20 protein-coding genes are annotated in these 19,573 nt (G+C 62.2%); 10 read left to right on the plus strand and 10 right to left on the minus strand.

Going from position 1 to position 19,573, the window contains the following annotated elements; genetic code table 11:
• Window positions 1-86: 86 nt before the first annotated feature.
• On the plus strand, window positions 87-1,493 hold the full coding sequence (gene trmFO / locus HY30_RS04075) for a methylenetetrahydrofolate--tRNA-(uracil(54)-C(5))-methyltransferase (FADH(2)-oxidizing) TrmFO (RefSeq protein WP_034737428.1): 1,407 nt from the start codon (window positions 87-89) through the stop codon (window positions 1,491-1,493).
• Window positions 1,494-1,514: 21 nt separating this feature from the next.
• Window positions 1,515-2,495, plus strand: a complete 981-nt coding sequence (locus HY30_RS04080; RefSeq protein WP_051614803.1) for an NAD-dependent epimerase/dehydratase family protein — start codon at window positions 1,515-1,517, stop codon at window positions 2,493-2,495.
• Between the two features lie 3 nt (window positions 2,496-2,498).
• Here the strand turns inward: HY30_RS04080 and HY30_RS04085 are convergent, their stop codons facing one another.
• A complete protein-coding gene (locus HY30_RS04085; RefSeq protein WP_034737430.1) occupies window positions 2,499-3,821 on the minus strand; it encodes a PQQ-dependent sugar dehydrogenase in 1,323 nt (440 codons plus the stop codon).
• A 73-nt stretch (window positions 3,822-3,894) separates the two neighbouring features.
• Window positions 3,895-4,545 carry a squalene/phytoene synthase family protein gene (locus tag HY30_RS19030; protein ID WP_162176889.1) on the minus strand — a complete coding sequence of 217 codons (651 nt, stop codon included), beginning with the start codon at window positions 4,543-4,545 and terminating at the stop codon, window positions 3,895-3,897.
• Window positions 4,546-4,609: 64 nt separating this feature from the next.
• On the opposite strand from HY30_RS19030, the gene HY30_RS04095 reads away from it, so the two are divergent.
• Window positions 4,610-5,206, plus strand: coding sequence for a superoxide dismutase (locus HY30_RS04095; RefSeq protein WP_034737432.1), 597 nt, complete (start codon window positions 4,610-4,612; stop codon window positions 5,204-5,206).
• 171 nt (window positions 5,207-5,377) lie between these two features.
• Window positions 5,378-6,988 carry a DEAD/DEAH box helicase gene (locus tag HY30_RS04100; protein WP_034737434.1) on the plus strand — a complete coding sequence of 537 codons (1,611 nt, stop codon included), beginning with the start codon at window positions 5,378-5,380 and terminating at the stop codon, window positions 6,986-6,988.
• 24 nt (window positions 6,989-7,012) lie between these two features.
• Here the strand turns inward: HY30_RS04100 and HY30_RS19035 are convergent, their stop codons facing one another.
• Together HY30_RS19035 and HY30_RS04110 are read right to left on the minus strand one after the other, a co-directional pair.
• On the minus strand, window positions 7,013-8,092 hold the full coding sequence (locus HY30_RS19035; RefSeq protein ID WP_051614806.1) for a sensor histidine kinase: 1,080 nt from the start codon (window positions 8,090-8,092) through the stop codon (window positions 7,013-7,015).
• A gap of 61 nt (window positions 8,093-8,153) precedes the next feature.
• The gene (locus tag HY30_RS04110) at window positions 8,154-9,590 is read right to left on the minus strand and encodes a coniferyl aldehyde dehydrogenase (RefSeq protein WP_034737435.1); all 1,437 of its coding nucleotides are present in this window, start codon (window positions 9,588-9,590) and stop codon (window positions 8,154-8,156) included.
• 151 nt (window positions 9,591-9,741) lie between these two features.
• Between HY30_RS04110 and HY30_RS04115 the strand changes: the two genes are divergently transcribed.
• The 3 genes from HY30_RS04115 to HY30_RS04125 all read left to right on the plus strand — a co-directional run bounded on the left by HY30_RS04115 (window position 9,742) and on the right by HY30_RS04125 (window position 11,649).
• Window positions 9,742-10,542, plus strand: a complete 801-nt coding sequence (locus HY30_RS04115) for an enoyl-CoA hydratase/isomerase (protein WP_034737436.1) — start codon at window positions 9,742-9,744, stop codon at window positions 10,540-10,542.
• A gap of 103 nt (window positions 10,543-10,645) precedes the next feature.
• Window positions 10,646-11,134 (plus strand): DUF3291 domain-containing protein, encoded by a 489-nt coding sequence (locus HY30_RS04120; RefSeq protein ID WP_034737437.1) that lies wholly within the window; start codon window positions 10,646-10,648, stop codon window positions 11,132-11,134.
• Between the two features lie 59 nt (window positions 11,135-11,193).
• Window positions 11,194-11,649, plus strand: coding sequence for a SixA phosphatase family protein (locus HY30_RS04125; RefSeq protein ID WP_162176890.1), 456 nt, complete (start codon window positions 11,194-11,196; stop codon window positions 11,647-11,649).
• Here HY30_RS04125 and HY30_RS04130 read toward each other — a convergent pair.
• The 4 genes from HY30_RS04130 to HY30_RS04145 are packed head-to-tail and all read right to left on the minus strand — an operon-like array spanning window position 11,637 to window position 14,663.
• Entirely contained in the window at window positions 11,637-12,005 is a 369-nt protein-coding gene (locus HY30_RS04130; protein WP_034737439.1) for a TfoX/Sxy family protein, read from the minus strand. The two genes, HY30_RS04125 and HY30_RS04130, sit on opposite strands and share 13 nt — an antisense overlap.
• A 4-nt stretch (window positions 12,006-12,009) precedes the next feature.
• A complete protein-coding gene (locus HY30_RS04135) occupies window positions 12,010-12,270 on the minus strand; it encodes a DUF3253 domain-containing protein (protein ID WP_034737440.1) in 261 nt (86 codons plus the stop codon).
• Window positions 12,267-13,502, minus strand: a complete 1,236-nt coding sequence (locus tag HY30_RS04140) for a serine hydrolase domain-containing protein (RefSeq protein ID WP_034737441.1) — start codon at window positions 13,500-13,502, stop codon at window positions 12,267-12,269. The genes HY30_RS04135 and HY30_RS04140 overlap by 4 nt, the downstream gene beginning before the upstream one ends.
• A complete protein-coding gene (locus HY30_RS04145) occupies window positions 13,503-14,663 on the minus strand; it encodes an acyl-CoA dehydrogenase family protein (RefSeq protein ID WP_034737442.1) in 1,161 nt (386 codons plus the stop codon). It abuts the gene before it with no gap.
• A 107-nt stretch (window positions 14,664-14,770) separates the two neighbouring features.
• Here HY30_RS04145 and HY30_RS04150 point away from each other — a divergent pair, with 107 nt between their 5' ends.
• The 3 genes from HY30_RS04150 (at window position 14,771) to HY30_RS04160 (ending at window position 16,636) form a co-directional block, all read left to right on the plus strand.
• Window positions 14,771-15,199 carry a PaaI family thioesterase gene (locus HY30_RS04150; protein WP_051614811.1) on the plus strand — a complete coding sequence of 143 codons (429 nt, stop codon included), beginning with the start codon at window positions 14,771-14,773 and terminating at the stop codon, window positions 15,197-15,199.
• Complete coding sequence (locus HY30_RS04155; RefSeq protein ID WP_034737446.1) at window positions 15,196-15,984, plus strand: SDR family NAD(P)-dependent oxidoreductase; 789 nt, start codon at window positions 15,196-15,198, stop codon at window positions 15,982-15,984. Before HY30_RS04150 ends, HY30_RS04155 begins: the two co-directional genes overlap by 4 nt.
• A gap of 76 nt (window positions 15,985-16,060) precedes the next feature.
• On the plus strand, window positions 16,061-16,636 hold the full coding sequence (locus HY30_RS04160) for a hypothetical protein (RefSeq protein ID WP_155839240.1): 576 nt from the start codon (window positions 16,061-16,063) through the stop codon (window positions 16,634-16,636).
• A gap of 9 nt (window positions 16,637-16,645) precedes the next feature.
• On the opposite strand, the gene HY30_RS04165 is transcribed toward HY30_RS04160, so the two are convergent.
• Together HY30_RS04165 and HY30_RS04170 are read right to left on the minus strand one after the other, a co-directional pair.
• Complete coding sequence (locus HY30_RS04165; RefSeq protein WP_034737450.1) at window positions 16,646-17,263, minus strand: glutathione S-transferase family protein; 618 nt, start codon at window positions 17,261-17,263, stop codon at window positions 16,646-16,648.
• 120 nt (window positions 17,264-17,383) lie between these two features.
• Window positions 17,384-19,303: a TonB-dependent receptor gene (locus tag HY30_RS04170; RefSeq protein ID WP_241765642.1), complete on the minus strand. Its 1,920-nt coding sequence runs from the start codon at window positions 19,301-19,303 to the stop codon at window positions 17,384-17,386.
• Between the last annotated feature and the right edge of the window lie 270 nt (window positions 19,304-19,573).

Genomic DNA, 19,573 nt, shown 5'->3' on the forward strand with positions numbered 1-19,573 from the left:
CACCTATGTCTCGAGCCGCTCACCGCAAGGCGCCGGGCGGCAAACACCATCTTGACGCGCGGGTCTGGCCTGCGCATGTCCCACCCATGAGCATCAAACCTATCCATATTATCGGCGGCGGCATGGCCGGATCGGAAGCGGCATGGCAGGCAGCGAGCGCGGGTGTACCCGTGATCCTGCACGAAATGCGGGGCGTGAAGGGCACAGAGGCCCACCAGACGGACCAATTGGCCGAGCTGGTCTGCTCCAATTCCTTCCGTTCGGATGACCACACGACCAATGCCGTGGGCGTGCTGCACGAGGAAATGCGCCGGGCCGGCGGCCTGATCATTACCACGGCGGCCGACCATCAGGTGCCCGCCGGCAGTGCACTGGCCGTCGACCGCGAGGGCTTTGCCGAGGCAATTACCGCCAAGCTGGAAGCGCATCCGCTGGTAACCATCGTGCGTGAGGAAATCGCCGGTATTCCGCCGGAAGACTGGGACAGCGTGATCATCGCGACCGGCCCGCTGACGTCTCAGGCGCTGGCCGAAGCCATCCATGCGCATACGGGCGAAGGCGATCTCGCCTTCTTCGATGCCATCGCCCCGATCATCTATCTCGACTCCGTCGACATGACGAAGGCCTGGCGCCAGAGCCGCTATGACAAGCCCGGTCCTGGCGGCGACACGGCGGCCTATATCAACTGCGCGATGGACGAGGCCCAGTACAATGCCTTCCTCGACGCGCTGATCGCCGCGCCGAAGACCGAGTTCAAGGACTGGGAAAAGGACACGCCCTATTTCGAAGGCTGCCTGCCAATCGAAGTGATGGCCGAGCGCGGGCGCGAGACGCTGCGTTTCGGACCGATGAAGCCGGTGGGCCTGACCAATCCGCATGACCCGACTGTGAAATCACATGCCGTTGTGCAGCTGCGCCAGGACAATGCCCTTGGCACGCTGTGGAACATGGTGGGCTTCCAGACCAAGCTGAAACATGGCGCGCAGGCGGAAATCTTCCGCATGATCCCGGGCCTTGAGAAGGCCGAGTTCGCGCGGCTTGGCGGCATCCACCGCAACACGTTCCTGAATTCACCGAAACTGCTGGACGAGCAGCTGCGCATGAAATCCATGCCGCGCCTTCGCTTTGCGGGCCAGGTGACGGGCGTTGAAGGCTATGTCGAGAGCGCGGCCATAGGCCTGCTCGCCGGACGCTTTGCAGCCGCCGAGCGCCTCGGCCGCACCCTGCCCCCGCCGCCGCCGACCACGGCACTCGGCTCGCTGGTGCTGCACATCACGGGCGGCCACTTGCAGGGCAAGCAGACGTTCCAGCCTATGAACGTCAATTTCGGCCTGTTCCCGGACATTACCGACTATTCCAAGGTCGGACCGGACGGCAAACGGCTGCGCGGCAAGGACAAGGGCCGGGCCAAGAAGATGGCCCAGGCCGTGCGCGCGCTGCAGGATGTGGATGCGTGGCTGGCCGGCGAAGCCGAGCTGGTGCCAGCGGAATAGAGACAGTCCGGGAGCAGGCCTTTGAAACTTCTGCTCACCGGATCGACGGGCTGGCTGGGGCGCCACCTTGCGCCGCTCTTGGAGGCCTCAGACCATAGCGTTTTGGGGCTGGATGTGGCGCCGGGGCCTTTCACGCACGTGATCGGCACGGTCGCGGACCGGGCTCTGATCGACCGCACATTCGCGGATCACGGCATTGAAGCGGTCATCCATGCAGGCGCGCTGCACAAGCCGGACATTGCGCGCTTTCCGCGTCAGGCCTTCATCGACACGAATGTGACAGGCACGCTGAACCTGCTCGAGGCGGCGGTAGCGGCCGGGCACGACCGGTTCGTGATGACGTCGACCACGTCGCTGATGATCTCGCAGGCCATCCGTGACGAGGCATCGCCTAAGGCGGTGTGGCTGGACGAGGATCACGGGCCGCTGGCGCCGCGCAATATCTATGGCGTGACGAAACTGGCCGCTGAGGGGCTTTGCCGGCAGTTCGCGCTGGAGACCGGGCTGAATTGCATCGTCCTGCGCACGTCGCGCTTCTTTCCGGAAGATGACGACACATTGTCGGATCCGCCGCCGGAAAATTTGAAAGCCAATGAATTCCTGCACCGCCGGCTGACGGTCGAGGATACGGCGCGGGCGCATCTTGTGGCGCTGGAGAAGGCAGCGGATGTTGGCTTTGGGCTCTATATCGTGTCCGCACTGAGCCCGTTTGCGCGGTCGGACTGTGCGGCCTTGAAGCGCGATGCGGCGGCGGTCATCCGGCAGCACTTCCCGGACGCCGCAGACCTCTATGCAAGCCGGGGATGGCGCCTGCCGCAGCAGATCGGGCGCGTCTATGACGCCTCGCGCATCGAGCGGGACCTCGGGTTTCGCTGCGAGACGGATTTCGCCGCCGTGCTGGAGGCCTTGCGGTCAGGCACGGCGATGCCGTTTGCGCATGATGGCGGGTTCCGGTCGCCGAGCCTTGATGGCCGCGCGCTGATTGAAGGCGCGCGGCGTTAGGCCTTATTGCGCGGTGACACGCCAGATGCGGTTGCCGACATCGTCAGCGACGAGGAGGCTGCCGGATTGGTCGAGCAGGACGCCGACGGGACGGCCATGGGCGGTGTCATCGGTCATGAAATCATCAAGCACGGTTGTCGGCTCGCCTGACGGCATGCCATTGGCGAACGGCACGAAGATGACCTTGTAGCCGCTGCGCGGCTTGCGGTTCCAAGAGCCATGCTGGCCGATGAAAGCGCCCTCACCGAAATGCGTGGCCATGGCGCCGGTCGATCCGCTGGTAAGGTCGAGCCCGAGCGAGGCCGTATGCGAGCCGAGGGCATAGTCTGGCGCGATGGCGCTGGCGACGAGATCCGGCTTTTGCGGCTCTACGCGCGTGTCGACGGTCTGGCCGTAATAGCTGTAGGGCCAGCCATAGAAGGCGCCGTCCTTCACGGACGTGAGATAATCCGGAACCAGATTGTTGCCGAGTTCATCGCGCTCGTTGACGACGGTAAAGAGCGTGCCGGTTGCGGGATCAATGTCCATGCCGACGGGATTGCGCAGGCCCTTGGCAAAAACGCGGCCTTCGCGGGAGGCAATGTCGATTTCCCAGATGGCGGCCCGGCCTTCTTCGGCCTCGATACCGTTTTCTGCGACATTGCTGTTGGAGCCGACAGAGGCGTAGAGCTTGGTGCCGTCAGGGCTGGCGACAACGTTCTTGGTCCAGTGGTGATTTATCTCTCCGGCCGGGAGCGCAAAGAATTGTTCCGGCGTGGCCGTGGTCGTGGTTTCGCCTTCGACATAGGGCACGGTCACGATGGCGTCCGTATCGGCGATGTAGAGCGTGTCGCCGACAAGCGTCATGCCGAAGGGCGAGTTGAGGCCGCTGAGATAGGTCGTGTGGGTCTCAGCCACGCCGTCGCCATCTGCATCTCGCAGGAGGGAAATGCGGTTGGCGCTGGGCACGCCGGCGCCGGCCTTTTTCATCACGCGCTTCATGAAGAAGCCGCGAATGCCGTCGCCATCTTCAGGGCGTGGCGGGCCATTGGTTTCAGCGACGAGCACGTCGCCATTCGGCAGCTGGTAGAGCCAGCGGGGATGGTCGAGATCAGCCGCGAACTGGTTGACGGCGAGGCCAGCAGCAGGGGTCGGCCTGGAATCGCCCGTCCAGGCCTTGGCCGTGGCAACATTGACTGTGGGGAGGAGCTTGTCCGTGGGTTTGGGCAGGTCGGGCGACGGGCCAAAGCCTGTCTCGATGGGAGCTGGCTCGTTGCTGTTACAGGCGCCCAGTGTTGCGCCGAGCGCCATGACGAGCGCAGCGGATGCGATAGTTCCATATTTCATGTATTTCTCCTGCCTTGTCAGGAGAAGCGCGCAAAGTCCGCACCAGTTCCAGACTTATTCAGGAGGCAGAGCGTCAGACCTGGCCCGTATTCATCGCCTTCATGATGCTGAGGCGTTTGGTAACCGGGTTCGGGTCGCGGCCTTCGGAATAGAACTTGCGCAGGCGGAAATGGGCGATGGCCGGGCGGATGGGCTTGGGCGCCGGGGCGACGTGCGGGCCGAAGGCCTTGGTCTCGCTGCGGCGGGTCGCGGCATAGGCAGGTGCGACTTCCTGTATCTCCGTACCCCAGCCATGCGCGCCGGCGAGCACGCTGGCGGCGACGGCGGCGAGCCATGCCTCAGGCTCCCGCGCGCGGTCCTCGGCCTCGAAAGCGGCCTGGTAGCCATCGACCAGCTTCTGCAGGGCGCCGACCTTGAGACGCTGGCAGGCAACTTCCTCATAGAGGGCGAGGCAGACATCATGGGCACGCGGGGTCTGCTCGGCCTCGATTTCCGAGAGGGCATCGCGCCACCACTGGAAACGGATGGCACCCAGCGTATCTTCCGTCACGGCCAGCCGGACGCGGGCCAACTCGTAAGCCAGCGCATAAAGTGCTATCAGGGCGTTGCGGTATATTTCGGGGGCGAAACGACTGGATATCCAGCGATCTTCGTCCACGCGCTTCACGCGGGCGTCAATCGCCTTCCATTGTGTTTTGCTCAGGGGGCTAGTCTCGTTTGACATGGAACCCATATGTGGGAAGACGCGCTGATACACCAGTCAATGTTATGCAAGAAAGGACGATCTCATGGCTTTTTCCCTTCCCGACCTCCCTTATGGACGCGGAGACCTCGCACCTCACATCTCCGAGGAGACCCTCAATTACCACCACGGCAAGCACCATCAGGCCTATGTCGACAATCTCAACAAGATGATTGAAGGCACCGATCTCGAGGGCAAGTCGCTCGAAGAAATCATCAAGGCAGCTGCCGCCGACAAATCCAAGGCCGGCCTTTTCAACAATGCCGCCCAAGTGTGGAACCATACGTTCTACTGGCACTCGATGAAACCAAACGGCGGCGGCAAGCCGACCGGCAAGATTGCCGACAAGATCGAGAGCGATCTCGGCGGCTATGACCAGTTCGTGAAGGACTTCAAGGCAGCCGGTGGCGGCCAGTTCGGTTCAGGCTGGGCCTGGCTGGTGCTGAAGGATGGCAAGCTGGCCATCACCAAGACGCCGAACGCTGAAACACCGGTAACGGAAGCCGGTGCGACGCCAATCCTTACCATGGATGTCTGGGAACACGCCTATTACCTCGACTACCAGAACAGCCGTCCGAACTACATGGATGCGTTCATCAACAACCTGATCAACTGGGATTTTGCCAACAAGAACCTCGGTTAATCAGACGTCACCCATTCCGTGAATTTACGGAAACTGAGACGCCCGCCTGTACTGGCGGGCGTTTTTGCATTATGTGCACCGCAACAGACGCTCCGGGCTCAGGATTCGCCCGGCAAAGCTGCCATTCGGGCAGCGTCGGGTATTATCAACAATCCTTGGACTGGAAACACTTTGAACGACGTAACATTTGCAGATCTCGGCCTCGGGCCGAACGTGCTGAAAGCTGTAGAAGAAGCTGGGTACACAACCCCCACGCCGATCCAGATGGAAGCCATCCCCCACATTCTTTCCGGCGGCGACGTGACGGGCATTGCCCAGACCGGCACCGGCAAGACGGCCGCTTTCGTGCTGCCGATGATCCACCGCCTCGCACGCGGCCGGGCCCGGGCGCGCATGCCGCGCTGCCTGATTCTCTGCCCGACGCGCGAACTCGCCGCCCAGGTGGCCGAGAATTTCGAGAAATACGGCAAATATCTCAAGCTCACCATGGCGCTGCTGATCGGCGGCGTGAGCTTCAAGGAACAGGAAGGCCTGCTCCAGCGCGGCGTTGACGTGCTGATCGCGACGCCGGGCCGCCTGATGGACCAGTTCGAGCGCGGCAAGCTGCTGCTGATGGGCGTCGACTATCTCATCATTGATGAAGCCGACCGCATGCTCGACATGGGCTTCATCCCGGACATCGAGAAAATCGTCGCCAAGCTGCCGCCGAAGCGCCAGACGCTGCTCTTCTCGGCTACTTTCCCGACCGACATCCAGCGGCTTGCGAAGAGCTTCCAGATCAACCCGGTCAAGATTGAGGTTGCGCGCCCGACGGACGCCGCCAAGACGATCACGCAGCATGTCGTCCATATTCCGAGCAATGACGCCAAGGCCAAGCGCACCGCGCTGCGCCGCGTGATTGAGTCGTGTGATGTGAAAAACGGTATCGTATTCTGCAATCGCAAGGTTGAGGTCGATATCGTTGCGGCCTCGCTGCAGAAGCATGGCCATGACGCTGCCGCCATCCACGGCGACTTGCCGCAGGCCTTCCGCACTGAAGTGCTCCAGCGCTTCCGCGATGGCGACCTGAAACTGCTGGTCGCTTCCGACGTGGCGGCCCGTGGTCTCGACATTCCGGACGTCGACCACGTGTTCAACTATTCGCCGCCGCCGAAAGACGAGGACTATGTCCACCGGATCGGTCGTACGGGTCGTGCCGGCCGGAGCGGTAAGAGCTTCACGGTTGTCTCGCCTGCCGATGAAAAATCCTGGGGCTTCGTGCTCAAGATGATCCAGCAGGACGTCGAGGAATACATGCCCGAAGGCCTGCTCGAAGAGCTTGAAAACCTGCCGCCGGAAGAACGCTCCAGCCGTGGCGGACGCAGTGGTGGCAGCAGCCGCAGCAGCGGAAGCAGCAGCCGTGGGCGTGGTGATCGCCCAGAGCGCGGCCGTTCGCGGCGGTCGTCCGGCGACGATGCGCCGAAGGTCGAAGCCAAAGAAGAAGCCGCACAGGCAGAAGACGCTCCGAGGGCGGACGTAGCCGAAAAGCCGGAACGTGCCGAGAAGCCCGAGCGCGCTGAAAAGCCGAAACGCGAGCGTGCCCCGAAAGCCGACAAGTCCGAAAAGGTCGAGGCGAAGGAAAAAGCGGAGACTGCTGAAAAGCCGGCCCGTTCCGAGCGCGGCTCACGGGGTGGACGTCCACCGCGCGACCAGAAGCGCAAGGATGATGACCTTATCCTCGCCCCGGCACCGGAGCGCGTCAAAGGCTTCGGCGACGACGTACCCGCCTTCCTGAAACGCTAGGATTTTCCAGACGGCGCAGCAGCCTTACGAGGCTGCCTTGCGCCGTTTTGCGATCAGGGCCGACGAGAAATCATGTTCCGCCGGTGGCCGCGTGAACGTGATCACGTATTTCGTGCCCTCGGCCCCTGTATCGACCATGACCCGTGCCCCAACCGATTGCGTCAGGGAATCCACGAGGATTGTCCCGATCCCCCCCTGTTTGGCACGTGGGTCGCGGTCAGGCATGCCCACACCGTCATCTTCGACTTCGATGCGTACAATGTCCCCATCGCTCTCAAGCAGGACACGTATTGTGCCCCGGTCGCGTCCGGCGAAGGCATACTTGCAGGCATTTGTCACAAGTTCCGTCACGGCGAGACACACAGATACGGCCTTGCTGACCGGTAGCACGATTGCGCCGGCCGTCTCACACTTCAGCTGAATGTGATCATTGACCGAATAGGTCTGGACAACGGCCGTACAAAGATCAGGAAGAAGCGCTGCGCAGTCGACATGGTCATGCGTGCCGAGCTCGTACAGGCTGCGATGGGTTGCCGTGATCACCTCGATGCGCTGCCGCGTGAGGGACAGGGTTTCGCGCGCAATGTCGTCATCGATGCGCTTCATGGGAAGGGCCACAAGCGAGGCCACGATCTGCAGGCTGTTGCGAACGCGGTGATTGACCTCGAACAGGAGAAGCTCCTTCATCTCGAGCGCCTGGAGTAATGCCTGCTCCGCATTGACGCGAGAAGTCTCGTCACGGAGCGTAAGGACCGAGCCGATCTGCACCCCTTCGGAATTCCGCACGGGCCGCGCCGTGCCCACTGCGATGACGACCGTGCCGTCGGGCCTGCGGATCTTCCACGCGGCGTCGACAACATCCTCGCCGCGCAATACAGCACGCGCCAGCGGCAGCTCCTCCGGCGGATGGGGCGCGTCATTCATTGTCAGCAGCTGATAATCATCGGAATACGACTCTGGCGCGCCGCCGATCAGCGACCGGCCGTGAATTTCTTCCGCCGCCCTGTTGACGCTGATGATGCGCCCATCGGTATCGGCCACGATGACGCCCTCGCCCAGCTGGTCGAGCACAACAGACTTAAAGCTTTCAAGCGAACTCAGCATGGCTTCGCCTCCGTCTCCATTCATCAGTATAGAACGACTGGAGTTAAGAATGTCCGACACGTCAGCGTTTCAGGCGTCCCTTGACCTGTTTACGGAAGGCATCGCCATATGGGGGACGGATCATGGCCAGCATTTCGCTGCCGGTCTGCGTGTAGACCGACTTGCGGTGGCTGAACTCGTAAAAGCCTTCACGGCCGTGATAACTGCCCATGCCGGAAGGGCCGACGCCGCCGAAGGGCAGGTCTTCCTGCGCCACATGGAAGAGCACATCATTGACCGTTACGCCGCCCGAAGTCGTGTTGTTCAGCACAGTATCGCGCTCAGCCGAATCCTCGCCGAAATAATAGAGCCCCAGCGGGCGGTCGTGGGCGTTGATATAGGCAATCGCATCGCGCGTCTCGCCATAGGACTTGATCGGCAGGATCGGGCCGAAGATTTCATCCTGCATCACGGTCATGTCATCCGTCGGGTCGACGATGATATGCGGCGCGATCTTGTGGTGCGGCTGTTGCGAGAAATTGTCTCCGGTCGGATTGATCTCGATCACTTCGGCGCCCTTGGCGCGCGCGTCCTCGATATAGGACATGATGCGATCATAGTGACGCTGGTTCACGATCGACGTGTAGTCGTCATTGTCCTTCAGTCCGGACGGAAACATTTTCTCGACGGCGCTGGTGGCCGCGGCGGTGAACTCGGCGGTCTTTTCCTTGGGCACGAAAGCATAGTCCGGCGCGAGGCAGATCTGCCCGGCGTTCAGCGTCTTGCCGGCCATGATGCGGTTGGCGGCTTTCTGCATGTCGGCGGAGCGGCCGAGAATGACCGGGCTCTTGCCGCCCAGCTCCAACGTGAGCGGAACAAGATTGTCCGCCGCCGCGCGCATGACATGCTTGGCAACGGAGGTCGCACCGGTGAAGAGGATATGGTCGAAGGGCAGTTTCGTAAACTCTGCGCCGACTTCCGGGCCACCGGTAATCACGGCCATTTCTTCTTCGTCGTAATATTGCGCAATGACGGACTTCATCAGTTCCGACGTCGCCTCGGTGAATTCCGACGGCTTGATCATGCAGCGATTGCCCGCCGCAAAGACGCCCGCAAGCGGTGTGAAGGTCAGGTTGACCGGGAAGTTCCACGGGCTGATGACGCCGATCACGCCTTTTGGCTGGTACTGGATCTGGGCCTTGGAGCCGAGCAGGTTGAGCGGAAACTCGACGCCGCGCTTGTCCGGCTGCATCCACTTGTGAATGTGCTTCTTGGCAAACTTCAGGGCGGCGATCGACGAAGCGATGTCGGTGAAGGCTGACTGGTCCTTGGAACGATGGCCGAAATCCTCGCACATGGCCTCGTTGAACGCGTCCCCATGGGTGATCAGGAGGTCGATGGACTTGTCGATCCATTCGATCCTTTTCGCCGCTGACGGTATGCCGTCACGCAGGTTTGCCGCCTTTTGCCGCGAAAGGATGGAGCTCATGCCGCTGCCGGTTGCGCTGTCGAGTGCCATTCCAGAATCTCCCATAGCCATATCTGTAAGTGAATAGTGTAGCTCGCGTTCAGCACTTAACAAAGCAAAATGCATTGCCCTTGCGTGAGGCGTTCACAAGGCGGGCAAACTTACTAGATTGCCGACACAAACTTCCGGGAGAGAAACCAAGATGGCCTATTCAAAGATTTCCTACGAACTGGACGGCGATACGGCCATCATCAGCTTCGACGATGCGTCCACCATGAACGCCTGCGGCATCGATACCGCACAGGAGCTGTTGCACGCCTTTGAAACGGCCGCGCGCGAAGCCCGCTGCACCATCCTGACCGGTAAAGGCCGCGGCTTCTGCTCGGGCGCCAATCTCGGCGCCAACCCGGGCAGCGGCACAGCGCTGAGCCATCCGGGCTCCATGCCCGATGCCGGCCGCGCCCTGGAAACCCACTATAACCCGCTGATTCTGGCCATTCAGGACCACCCGCATCCGGTCATCACGGCTGTTAACGGCGCCGCAGCCGGTGTCGGTTGCGCCCTCGGCCTGATCGGCGATCTCGTGATCTGCGCCAAGAGCGGCTATTTCCTGCAGGCTTTCCGCCGCATCGGCCTCGTGCCCGATGGCGGCTCGACCTACCTGCTCGCCCGCACGATCGGACGGGTTCGCGCCATGGAAATGGCCCTGCTCGGCGAAAAAATTCCTGCGGAACAGGCCATGTCATGGGGCCTGGTCAACCGCGTGGTCGAAGACGACGCGCTGATGGACACGGCCAAGCAACTGGCCAAACAGCTGAGCGAAGGCCCGACCATGGCGCTCGCCATGACACGGAAGCTGATCTGGTCGGCCTGTGACGGTGATTTTGAAGGCGCCCTCCGGGCAGAACGCCTGTCCCAGCGCACCGCTGGCCGGTCTGAAGATTTTGCCGAAGGCGTTAAGGCCTTCCTTGGCAAGCGAAAAGCGGTCTTCAAAGGCAAATAATCATCTACAGATTGCAGGAATCTTGCTCGGGTTAACACTGGAGTAAGGCATCCGTGACATTTTCCCGGCGACTATATGGTTGGGCCGGGGGACGGTTACCTGCATGGATTACAGGCTGATTCATTTCAACTGCGCGCGCCCGAAAGGGGCGTTTACGTTCGAAAATGAGTTCGTGCGCGTTTTCCTGTCGATCCTGCCCCGGATTTTCAGCGACGCGGACTCCTTCGAAGGCCTTCACTGGCATCGCCATGGCGTGCGCGAGCCCAGTGGCAACTGGCGCGACCTCTATCAGGCCTTCCCCTATGCGGAAGAACTGGGCGTGCCCGATGTCTGCACCATGGCGGGCTGGACGTCGCTCGAGGAAATGCGGCGCTTCGTCTATTCCGGCAAGACGCACCCGGCCGGCATGCGCCGCCTGCAATCGCAGCTCGACCGCAGCCAGGGCCCCGGATTCGTCATGTGGTGGGCTCCGCGTGAGGAGCGTTTCACCATGAGCGACGGATGGGACCGGCTGCAGCACCTGCGCATGCATGGCTCCAGCGCCTATGCCTTCTCCCTTGATGAGCCGTTGGCCCGCCCCCAGGTCGCATGAGGGTTTCGCGGCGCGCCTTTGCGGGCCTGACGGTGGCCGCCCTTGTATCAGCCGCCTGCATGTCTTCGCCGCCCCCGCCGGAAACGGTGATCTATCTTGTCCGCCACGCGGAAAAGCAGACGGGCGACGATCCCTCGCTGACGGAGGAAGGGCGGGCCCGGGCTGAAGACCTGGCGCTGACGCTGCAACAGGCCGGAATCACGCACATCTATTCCACAGACACCGCCCGAACACGCCAGACAGCGGCGCCGCTGGCGGCGGCCCTCGGCCTGCCTGTCGAGATATATGATGCGTCTGACCTGCCCGCCTTCGCGCGTCAGCTGACGGCGCAGAGGGGCACATTTCTGGTTGTCGGCCACTCCAACACCACTCCCCCACTGGTAGAAGAGCTGGGCGGAGATCCCGGCACGGAAATTAACGAATCGAGCGAATTTGATCGGCTCTATGTGCTGCATATTCGCGGTGACGCGGTGCGGACCGAGCTGCGCCGATACGGCGCCCGCTACAGACCCTGACGCTTCCCTGCCTGCTTCTTTGCCTTCGCAAGTGCCACAGCCAAAGCCCGGCGTCCCCATTCGCTGGCTGCCTCTGCATCGTCCATGGCCGCAGACGGCAGGCTGACATAGCCGAGATCCGTCAGGCGGCCGTCACTTGGCCGCTTCCAGACAAAAGCCTCCCCACCTTCAGCGACGAGTTCAGCCCGCAGCGCCGGGTCGGCCTTCAGATAGACAATGTCATCAGATAGCAGACCAAACATCACACCTTGCTGAAACACACCCGCGCCGCCGAACATCCGGCGGATGGTGACCGGCCCGAGTGGCGCGAACAGGTCGGCGACGAACGCATGGAAAGGGTCCGGCGGTTTGGCCACAGCACTAGGCCGGCGGCAGACCGAGACGGTACACGCCCTTGAACGTATCAAGGTTGTCCACCGGCTTGCCCTTGCGATAAATGGCAATCGTCCCGGCCTTTGCGAGGCGAACGGCTTCCGCGCGCACATCCTTGAGCACGCGCTGGAAGTTCTCCTCGCTCACGGCACGGGCCGCCTGTTCGGCACTGATCGTCTTGCCGACGCCGCACTCTGCCGTCAGCGACAGGATCGCTTCGCGCACCGCGCTATGCCCCGGCTCGCTCACCAGTCGATCGCCGCATAGGCAAGCTGCTGGAACTGCTGGCGCATCGGATAGGAGGAGGACGGCATTAGCTGCGTTGCCTGGATGCCGATGATCTCCTCTTCCGGATCGATCCAGAAATAGGTCGAGGCCAGGCCGCCCCAGCTGAACGTGCCGTCGCTGCCGGGCTGCATGGTGGCGACAACATCGGTCACCACCGATCCGCCGAGGCCAAAGCCGACGCCGTCGGACATGACTTCGGTAAACATGGACTTGCCCATGTCGCGCATGGTCTGGCCGAAGGGCAGATGGTTCTGGCGCATGAATTCCAGCGTCTTGGGGCTGATCAGGCGCTCGCCGTCCAGTGTGCCGCCGCGCAGGATCATCAGGCAGAAACGGTGATAGTCGCGCAGGGTGGACACGAGACCGCCGCCGCCATTCAGCAGCGTCGGACGCTTCGCATAGAGGCGCGACTCGGCGCCTGCCGCATCGGCCAGCGTCGTCTCGCCGGTCTGGGCGTCTTTCTGGTAGCAGGCCATCAGGCGGTCGATCTTTTCTTCGGGCACCCAGAACTCGGTATCATGCATGCCGAGCGGGCCGGTGATGCGCTGGCGGAAGAATTCATCGAGCTCCATGCCGGAGACGATTTCAACAATCGCGCCCAGCACGTCGATCGAATGGCCATACCACCACTCGTCGCCCGGCGAGCATTGCAGCGGCAGTTTCGCGAGCCGCTTTGACATTTCCTGCAATGTCTCGTCCGGCCGGCCGATCTTTTCCTTGCGGTAGAGCGCATCCACGGGATGCTGCATCATGAAGCCATAGGTGATGCCGGACGTGTGCGTGAACAGGTCCAGCACTTTCATCGGCCGGTCCGGCTTGCGCGTCTTCACATTGTCCTTGTCGCCGCTCTCGTAGACCATCACGTCCGCAAATTCGGGGATGTAACGGCTGACATCATGGTCGAGGCGCAGCTTGCCTTCCTCGAACAGCATCATGGCGGCCAGCGATGTGATCGGCTTGGTCATGGAATAAATGCGGAAGATCGTGTGCGGGCCGATGGGCTCGCCGCTGCCGAGATGCGTCGTGCCGGAATAGTCTTCCAGCGCAATCTCGCCGCCGCGCGAGATCAGCGTCGCCATGCACGGCACCTTGCCTGTGTCGATATAATTGGTTTTGAAATACTCCGGGATGGCCGCGAGGCGATCCGGGTTGAGGCCGACTTCGTGCGGGTCTGTGGGGTCGTGGTCGAACATTTATAGCTTTCCCGCTTTGGCGGCGCGGGCGAGTTCCCGCGCAATGATGATCTGCTGGATTTGAGTCGTGCCTTCATAGAGGCGGAAGATGCGGACGTCGCGGTAGAAACGCTCGATGCCATAATCGGTGACGTAACCCGCCCCGCCGAACACCTGCACGGCGCGGTCGGCCACGCGGCCACAGGCCTCGGTCGCAAACAGTTTCGTGCACGAGGCCAGCATGGTGACATCCTCGCCCGCATCACGCCGGCGCGCCGCGTCGAGGATCATGCAGCGGGCCGCATAGGTCTCGGCCTGGCTGTCGGCGATCATCGCCTGGATCATCTGGTGCTCCATGATCGGCTTGCCGAACTGTTTGCGCTCCAGCGAATAGTTGACCATTTCCTTGATCAGGCGCTCTGACACGCCCGTGGCGACGGCCGAGATATGCAGGCGACCCTTGTCGAGCACGCTCATGGCCACCTTGAAGCCTTCGCCCTCGCCCGCGAGGCGGTTCTCGACCGGCACGCGTGCATCCTCGAAAATCACGTCGCAGATATGCGCGCCCTGCTGGCCCATCTTCTTCTCGGGCTGGCCGACGGACACGCCCGGCGTATTGCGCTCGACGATGAAGGCGCTGACACCCTTGGCGCCCGGCGTCGACGGATCGGTGCGCGCCATGACGGTGAAGAGATCCGCCTTGTTGGCATTGGTGATGTAGCGCTTGGTGCCGTTCAGCACATAATGGTCGCCGTCGCGGATGGCTTTCGTGGTCAGGCTGCCGGCGTCAGAGCCCGCTTCCGGTTCGGTCAGCGCGAAGCTCGCGATCAGGTCACCGCTGGCAATGCCGGGCAGCCATTTCGACTTCTGCGCATCCGTGCCGAACAGGACCAGCGCCTGGCTGCCGATGCCAATGTTCGTGCCCGCAACCGAGCGGAAGGCGGGCGATGTGTGGCCCAGCTCGAACGCCACAAGGCACTCGGTTTCCATGTCCAGCGCGAGGCCGCCATATTCTTCCGGCACGGCAATGCCGAACAGGCCGAGATTCTTCATCTCGTCCACAATGGACTGCGGCACGGCGTCATTGTCGCCGACTTCGGCCTCGATCGGTATGCATTTCTCGGTCACGAAGCGGCGCACCTGTTCGATCAGCGCAGCGCGGATTTCGGCATCGAAGGCCATATGGAGGCTCCCATTTATGTTTATCGGCAAGATGATATGCCGTTGGGGCACGCTTGTCGAAGGGTGACCGTGCGGTATCAAAGCCAAAAGGGAGGAACAAGCCGCAAATGGTGACGACGGAAGTGACAGAGGGCGAGTTCAAGGGCTGGCACACCTGGCCTGAAGAGCCATTCGAATATGACACGGCCGGCCCGTTCTACATGCGGACCGACGAAAAAGGCCCGGTTGCGGCCTTCCGCGCCCAGCGCAAGCACATGAATGCCGGCGGCGTGGTGCATGGCGGCTGCCTGATGACCTTCGCGGATTATGCCCTGTTCGCCATCGGCCATCAGGGCATGGAGGGCGTTTACGGCCTCACCGTCGCGTTTACGGCCGAATTCCTCGATGGCGCCCGTGAGGGCGAACTGATCGAGGCGCGCGGCGACCTGCTGCGTCAGGGCCGCTCCATCACCTTCGTCCGCGGGATCGTCACCGCCGACGGCCGCCCCGTTCTCAATTTTTCCGGTACAATCAAAGTGAAGAGGCCCAAAGCATGACCCAGCCCCCCTATCAGGAACTTTCCCGCTCCATCAAAGGCAAGACCGCCCTCATCACCGGCGCGGCCAGCGGCATGGGAAGGGCAACCGCCCACCTCTTCGCCCGCGAAGGCGCGAATGTCGCCGTCACCGACCTGAAACAGGAAAACGTCGACCGCGTCGTTGACGAGATCAATGCGGCCGGCATCGGCCATGTCAAAGGCTGGGCGCTGGACGTCAGCGACGCCGACGCGATCAAGCGCGTGATCGACGAGGCTGCCGCGCATTTCGGGGGCATGGACATTCTCGTGAACAATGCAGGCTTCGCCAAGGCGGGCGATGTCGGCGAGGAAAGCTATGAAGACAGTTGGGGCCCCAGCATCAACGTCATGCTCACCTCGCACCAGCGCGCCATCCGCGCCGCCCTGCCCTACATGCGCAAGAATGGCTGGGGACGCATCGTCAATATCGCCTCCACCGAAGGCCTCGGCGCCACACCCGGCAACTCGCCTTATGTCGCCGCCAAGCATGGCGTCATCGGCCTGACGCGCGGCCTTGCGGTCGACCTTGGCCGCGAAGGCATCACGGTCAACTGCATCTGCCCCGGCCCGATCATCACCGGCATCACCAGCGGCATTCCTGACGAGCACAAGGAAATCTACGCCAAGCGCCGCGTGCCGCTGCGCCGTTACGGCATTCCGGAAGAGGTCGCCAACATGACCCTGTCGCTGGTCCTGCCGGCGGCCTCCTTCCTCAATGGTGTGCACATCCCGGTCGATGGCGGCATGTCGATCAAGAACGCCTGACGCCTCTGCCCGATCTGTGAATCTTATCCAGTTTTCGTCACATCCTGCTCATGATCTGCAGGGATAATGCGAACTGATGAGACAAGTACTGGTTCTGCTCACGCTATTCTTGTCTGCCGTGTCGCACGCCACGGCAGACGCTCCAGTATGTGACACAACAGACTCGACGCCGATTGAATTCGCCGCGCTTGGCAAGACAGCTCTGCTTACGAGCCACCTGCACCCTTCATCCTACCCGGGCGAACCGCCGGTCGTTGACCGCCAACTGAGCATTTCCGGTCACGCGCTGATCGCTCTCCCTGTGGGCAGCAAACTGATTGATGAACCAGATATCGGCTGCGCCGAGTTGATCGCCGATTCGCAGGTGGCCATTGCCGACAGCCTTCGCTCCGGCGCCACACTGGACACCGTGCCTGAAGATAATCTGGCCGCCCTGCTGAATCCGGCGCTCTGCGGCGAAGACCGGGATGGCCGGTGCAACTATGCAGATATCAGCATCTTCCTGGAAGGAACTGATCCGGCAAGGATATCCGAATTGATGGCAGCGCGCGCGCCTATCATCCGTATCAAGGAGTCGGCCTATATCGAGAGCGTATGGGCACTCGATATTCAAACCAATGAACTGGTCCCCCTCTGGTTGGAGGGGTGTTAGCGAAGCGTCTCAGCCCTTCGCGAACCCGCGCTCGGTCATCGCGGCGTGCCAGCGGCCAAGGTGTTCGTGTTCCTTGTGCGGCTCCCATTTCATCACGCGGGCAAAGCCGACGGCGATGTAGAGCGTGATGTCGGCAATCGAGAAACGATCCGCCGCGACGAAGTCATGGGTGGCAAGGTGCGCGTCGAGGCGCTTGGCCATTGCGCGCGCGGCCTTCTCGCCCTTGGCGGCGGCCTCCGGGCTTTGCGGCACTTCCAGCGGCGCCATCATCGGGTGCGAATTGCGGAACCAGCCGGCAAACTGGATGAAGAACATCAGTTCGATGCGGCGATCCCACATCTCGATCAGGGCCTTTTCCTTCGGGTCTGTGCCCATCAGGTTTGGCTCAGGGAAGATGCCTTCCAGATAGGTGCAGATCGCGCGGCTCTCGGTGATCGCCGTGCCATCATCCAGCACCAGGGCTGGCACCTGCGAATAGGGCGAGACCTCGCGGTATTCCGGCGTTTTGTGCTGCTGGTCCATGATCGACACGTCGATCATCTCCACCGCGTCGAGCTTGCCTTTCGCGCGCAGGAAAAAGACCACGCGATCCGGGTTTGGCGCCTTGGGGCTCTGGTAAAGTTTCATCTGTTTCTCTCTCCCTTTTCATTATCGTAGCGCTCATCCTGAGCGAAGTCGAAGGACGGGCGCGTGCTCCTGACCTCCCGGCTCGTCCTTCGACTTCGCTCAGGATGATCCTGCCTTCATCTAGAATGTCTTCCTGACGCCCAGCGTCGCATTGAGCGGCTCACCCGGGAAATAGCGGCCATTGCCAAAGGCAAGGTCTGCCCGGTCGGCATAGGCCTCATCCGTCAGGTTCCGCACGATCAGGAACACTTCCGTCCCCTCACTGAACGCATAGGATCCACGCGCCGCCAGGATCGTATGGCCCGGATAGGTCGCCGTATTGGCCGGGTCCATATAGTATTCGCCGACATGTTCCACGGACAGGGAGAGCCCAAGCGCCTCTGTCGCCTGCCAGTCGAGCGAGGCATCGGCCAGCCATTCCGGTGCCGTGTCGATCTGGTTGCCATCTCGGATCGTCTCGGTGCCCGAGCCGACAACGCGGTCGAACGTGTAGGTCTGGTCAGACCAGCTCACATTGCCCTTCAGCGCCAGCGTGTCGGTGATGTCGAACGCCGCTGCCGCCTCCACGCCCACATGGCGCGTTGAGCCGTCCGGCACGTTGAGACCGTCACTGTCGCGGAAGAAGAAGTTTTCCTTGTCCATCCAGTAGGCGGCCACATCGAACACAAGCCGTCCGTCCACGGCGCTGCCGCGCGCGCCCACTTCCACGCTGTCCAGCGTCTCGATGTCCACCTCGCCCACGACCTGAAGGCTCTGCAGGCGGTAGAGGTCGGACACCTGCGGCGCCCGCTCACCGCGCGCATAGTTCACGTAATAGCTGATATCGCCCGGCGACCAGATGAGGCCCAGTTTCGGCGTCAGCAGGTCGAAACTGTCGGTCCGGTCCGCTGGCACATTGAAGCGGCCATTGATGCCGACCGGCGCAGCGGTGGAATAATCATATTCGTGCGTCTCGCCGCGCAGGCCCGCCAGCACGCTGACATCATGGCCCAGCGCAAACTCCGCCTCGCCCCATAGCGCCAGCTCGGTCGTGTCGACCGTATAGTCATAGTGCACGCCCTGCGGGAAGCGCGTGTCGCCGGGGAAAAAGCCGAACGGGTCCGGCTGGATTTCCTTCAGGTAGCCGCTCGCGACATCCACATCCGCGCCAAGGCGCAGCTCAACATTATCGCTCGCCTCCCAGCCATAGCGCGCCATCAGGCCGCCGCCGGTGTGGCCGTTCTTCTCAACCCCGCCATTCGGCAGGAAGTGCTGCGAGAAGATCATCGCCTGGCTGTGCGCATAGGGCGTCAGCACCAGCGTTCCCGGCCCCAGGTCCCGCTCCGCCCGCATGCCCAGCCGCGCCGACCAGGCGTCACGATAGGCTTCGGGGTTCGGGTTCTGCTTGGCGAGATCGCGGTCCTTGTAGCTGTCGGTGCCCTCGACATAGCCAGCCGTTTCCTGGTTCAGGTTCGAGGCCGACAGCCATGGCGTCACATCCCACGCACCCAGCGTATAGGCGCCAACGGCCGAGAATTTCTGCTGGTCCATGCCCGTATTGTCGCGCCAGCCATTATCATGCTGCAGCGAGAGGCCGAGCCGCACATGCTCGCCATCGTCCAGTGCGGCATCGGTGCGGTAACGGCCCAGCGTGCCATAGCTCGCGCTGGCAAAGCTGCCATCGCCCGGCTTGCCGAGGATCACATTGACGAGCCCGTGCACGGCGTTCGAGCCATACTTGGCACTGCCCGGCCCGCGCACGACTTCAATGGCCTCTGCCACTTCATGATGCGGCTCCATCAGGCTGTTGACGTTGCCAAAGGCCGGCGAGCGCGTCGGCACGCCATTCTCGAGGATCAGGAAACTGCCCTGCCCGGCCCCGCCCGTCAGCACGGGCGAGCGGATGGCAATCAAATGCTCCTGCCCCGAATTCATCTGGATATTCACGCCCGGCAGCGTGTTCAGGATTTCGGCGGGGTGATCGGCATCAATGGCGGCGATCTCAGAATGTGTAGCAGCAGAGAAACTGCCGGGGTTTTCGAACTGTCGATCGCCAAACACCCGAACAGGTTCAAGAACGCGCTCAATGAGGCACAGGCCAGATGGATTTGTGATATCTGGTTTTGCCAATTCAAGATCATGATTGACCGTTTGCCGAGCGATGATAGTCAGGCAAACTCGCTCCCCATCCACAGCTTCAGCCTGCTCCTGCGCCCGCGCCTGCCCAGCAAGACAGGTCGCCAGAACAGCAAGGCTGGCGGAGGTCGCAATCAGTCGGTGCGGCATGGAAAACCCTTCGGCTTGGTTGCAATGCCCGAGACTTAGGGCGAT

The organism is Hyphomonas chukchiensis (assembly GCF_000682695.1).
Classification (GTDB): domain Bacteria; phylum Pseudomonadota; class Alphaproteobacteria; order Caulobacterales; family Hyphomonadaceae; genus Hyphomonas; species Hyphomonas chukchiensis.

Excerpts from the sequence above, each read along its gene's own strand:
- trmFO (WP_034737428.1), top strand. The coding sequence starts at position 87 with ATGAGCATCAAACCTATCCATATTATCGGCGGCGGCATGGCCGGATCG.
- HY30_RS04085 (WP_034737430.1), bottom strand. The coding sequence starts at position 3,821 with ATGAAATATGGAACTATCGCATCCGCTGCGCTCGTCATGGCGCTCGGC.
- HY30_RS19030 (WP_162176889.1), bottom strand. The coding sequence starts at position 4,545 with ATGTCAAACGAGACTAGCCCCCTGAGCAAAACACAATGGAAGGCGATT.
- HY30_RS04095 (WP_034737432.1), top strand. The coding sequence starts at position 4,610 with ATGGCTTTTTCCCTTCCCGACCTCCCTTATGGACGCGGAGACCTCGCA.
- HY30_RS19035 (WP_051614806.1), bottom strand. The coding sequence starts at position 8,092 with ATGCTGAGTTCGCTTGAAAGCTTTAAGTCTGTTGTGCTCGACCAGCTG.
- HY30_RS04110 (WP_034737435.1), bottom strand. The coding sequence starts at position 9,590 with ATGGCACTCGACAGCGCAACCGGCAGCGGCATGAGCTCCATCCTTTCG.
- HY30_RS04115 (WP_034737436.1), top strand. The coding sequence starts at position 9,742 with ATGGCCTATTCAAAGATTTCCTACGAACTGGACGGCGATACGGCCATC.
- HY30_RS04120 (WP_034737437.1), top strand. The coding sequence starts at position 10,646 with ATGGATTACAGGCTGATTCATTTCAACTGCGCGCGCCCGAAAGGGGCG.
- HY30_RS04125 (WP_162176890.1), top strand. The coding sequence starts at position 11,194 with ATGTCTTCGCCGCCCCCGCCGGAAACGGTGATCTATCTTGTCCGCCAC.
- HY30_RS04140 (WP_034737441.1), bottom strand. The coding sequence starts at position 13,502 with ATGTTCGACCACGACCCCACAGACCCGCACGAAGTCGGCCTCAACCCG.
- HY30_RS04145 (WP_034737442.1), bottom strand. The coding sequence starts at position 14,663 with ATGGCCTTCGATGCCGAAATCCGCGCTGCGCTGATCGAACAGGTGCGC.
- HY30_RS04150 (WP_051614811.1), top strand. The coding sequence starts at position 14,771 with ATGGTGACGACGGAAGTGACAGAGGGCGAGTTCAAGGGCTGGCACACC.
- HY30_RS04155 (WP_034737446.1), top strand. The coding sequence starts at position 15,196 with ATGACCCAGCCCCCCTATCAGGAACTTTCCCGCTCCATCAAAGGCAAG.
- HY30_RS04160 (WP_155839240.1), top strand. The coding sequence starts at position 16,061 with ATGAGACAAGTACTGGTTCTGCTCACGCTATTCTTGTCTGCCGTGTCG.
- HY30_RS04165 (WP_034737450.1), bottom strand. The coding sequence starts at position 17,263 with ATGAAACTTTACCAGAGCCCCAAGGCGCCAAACCCGGATCGCGTGGTC.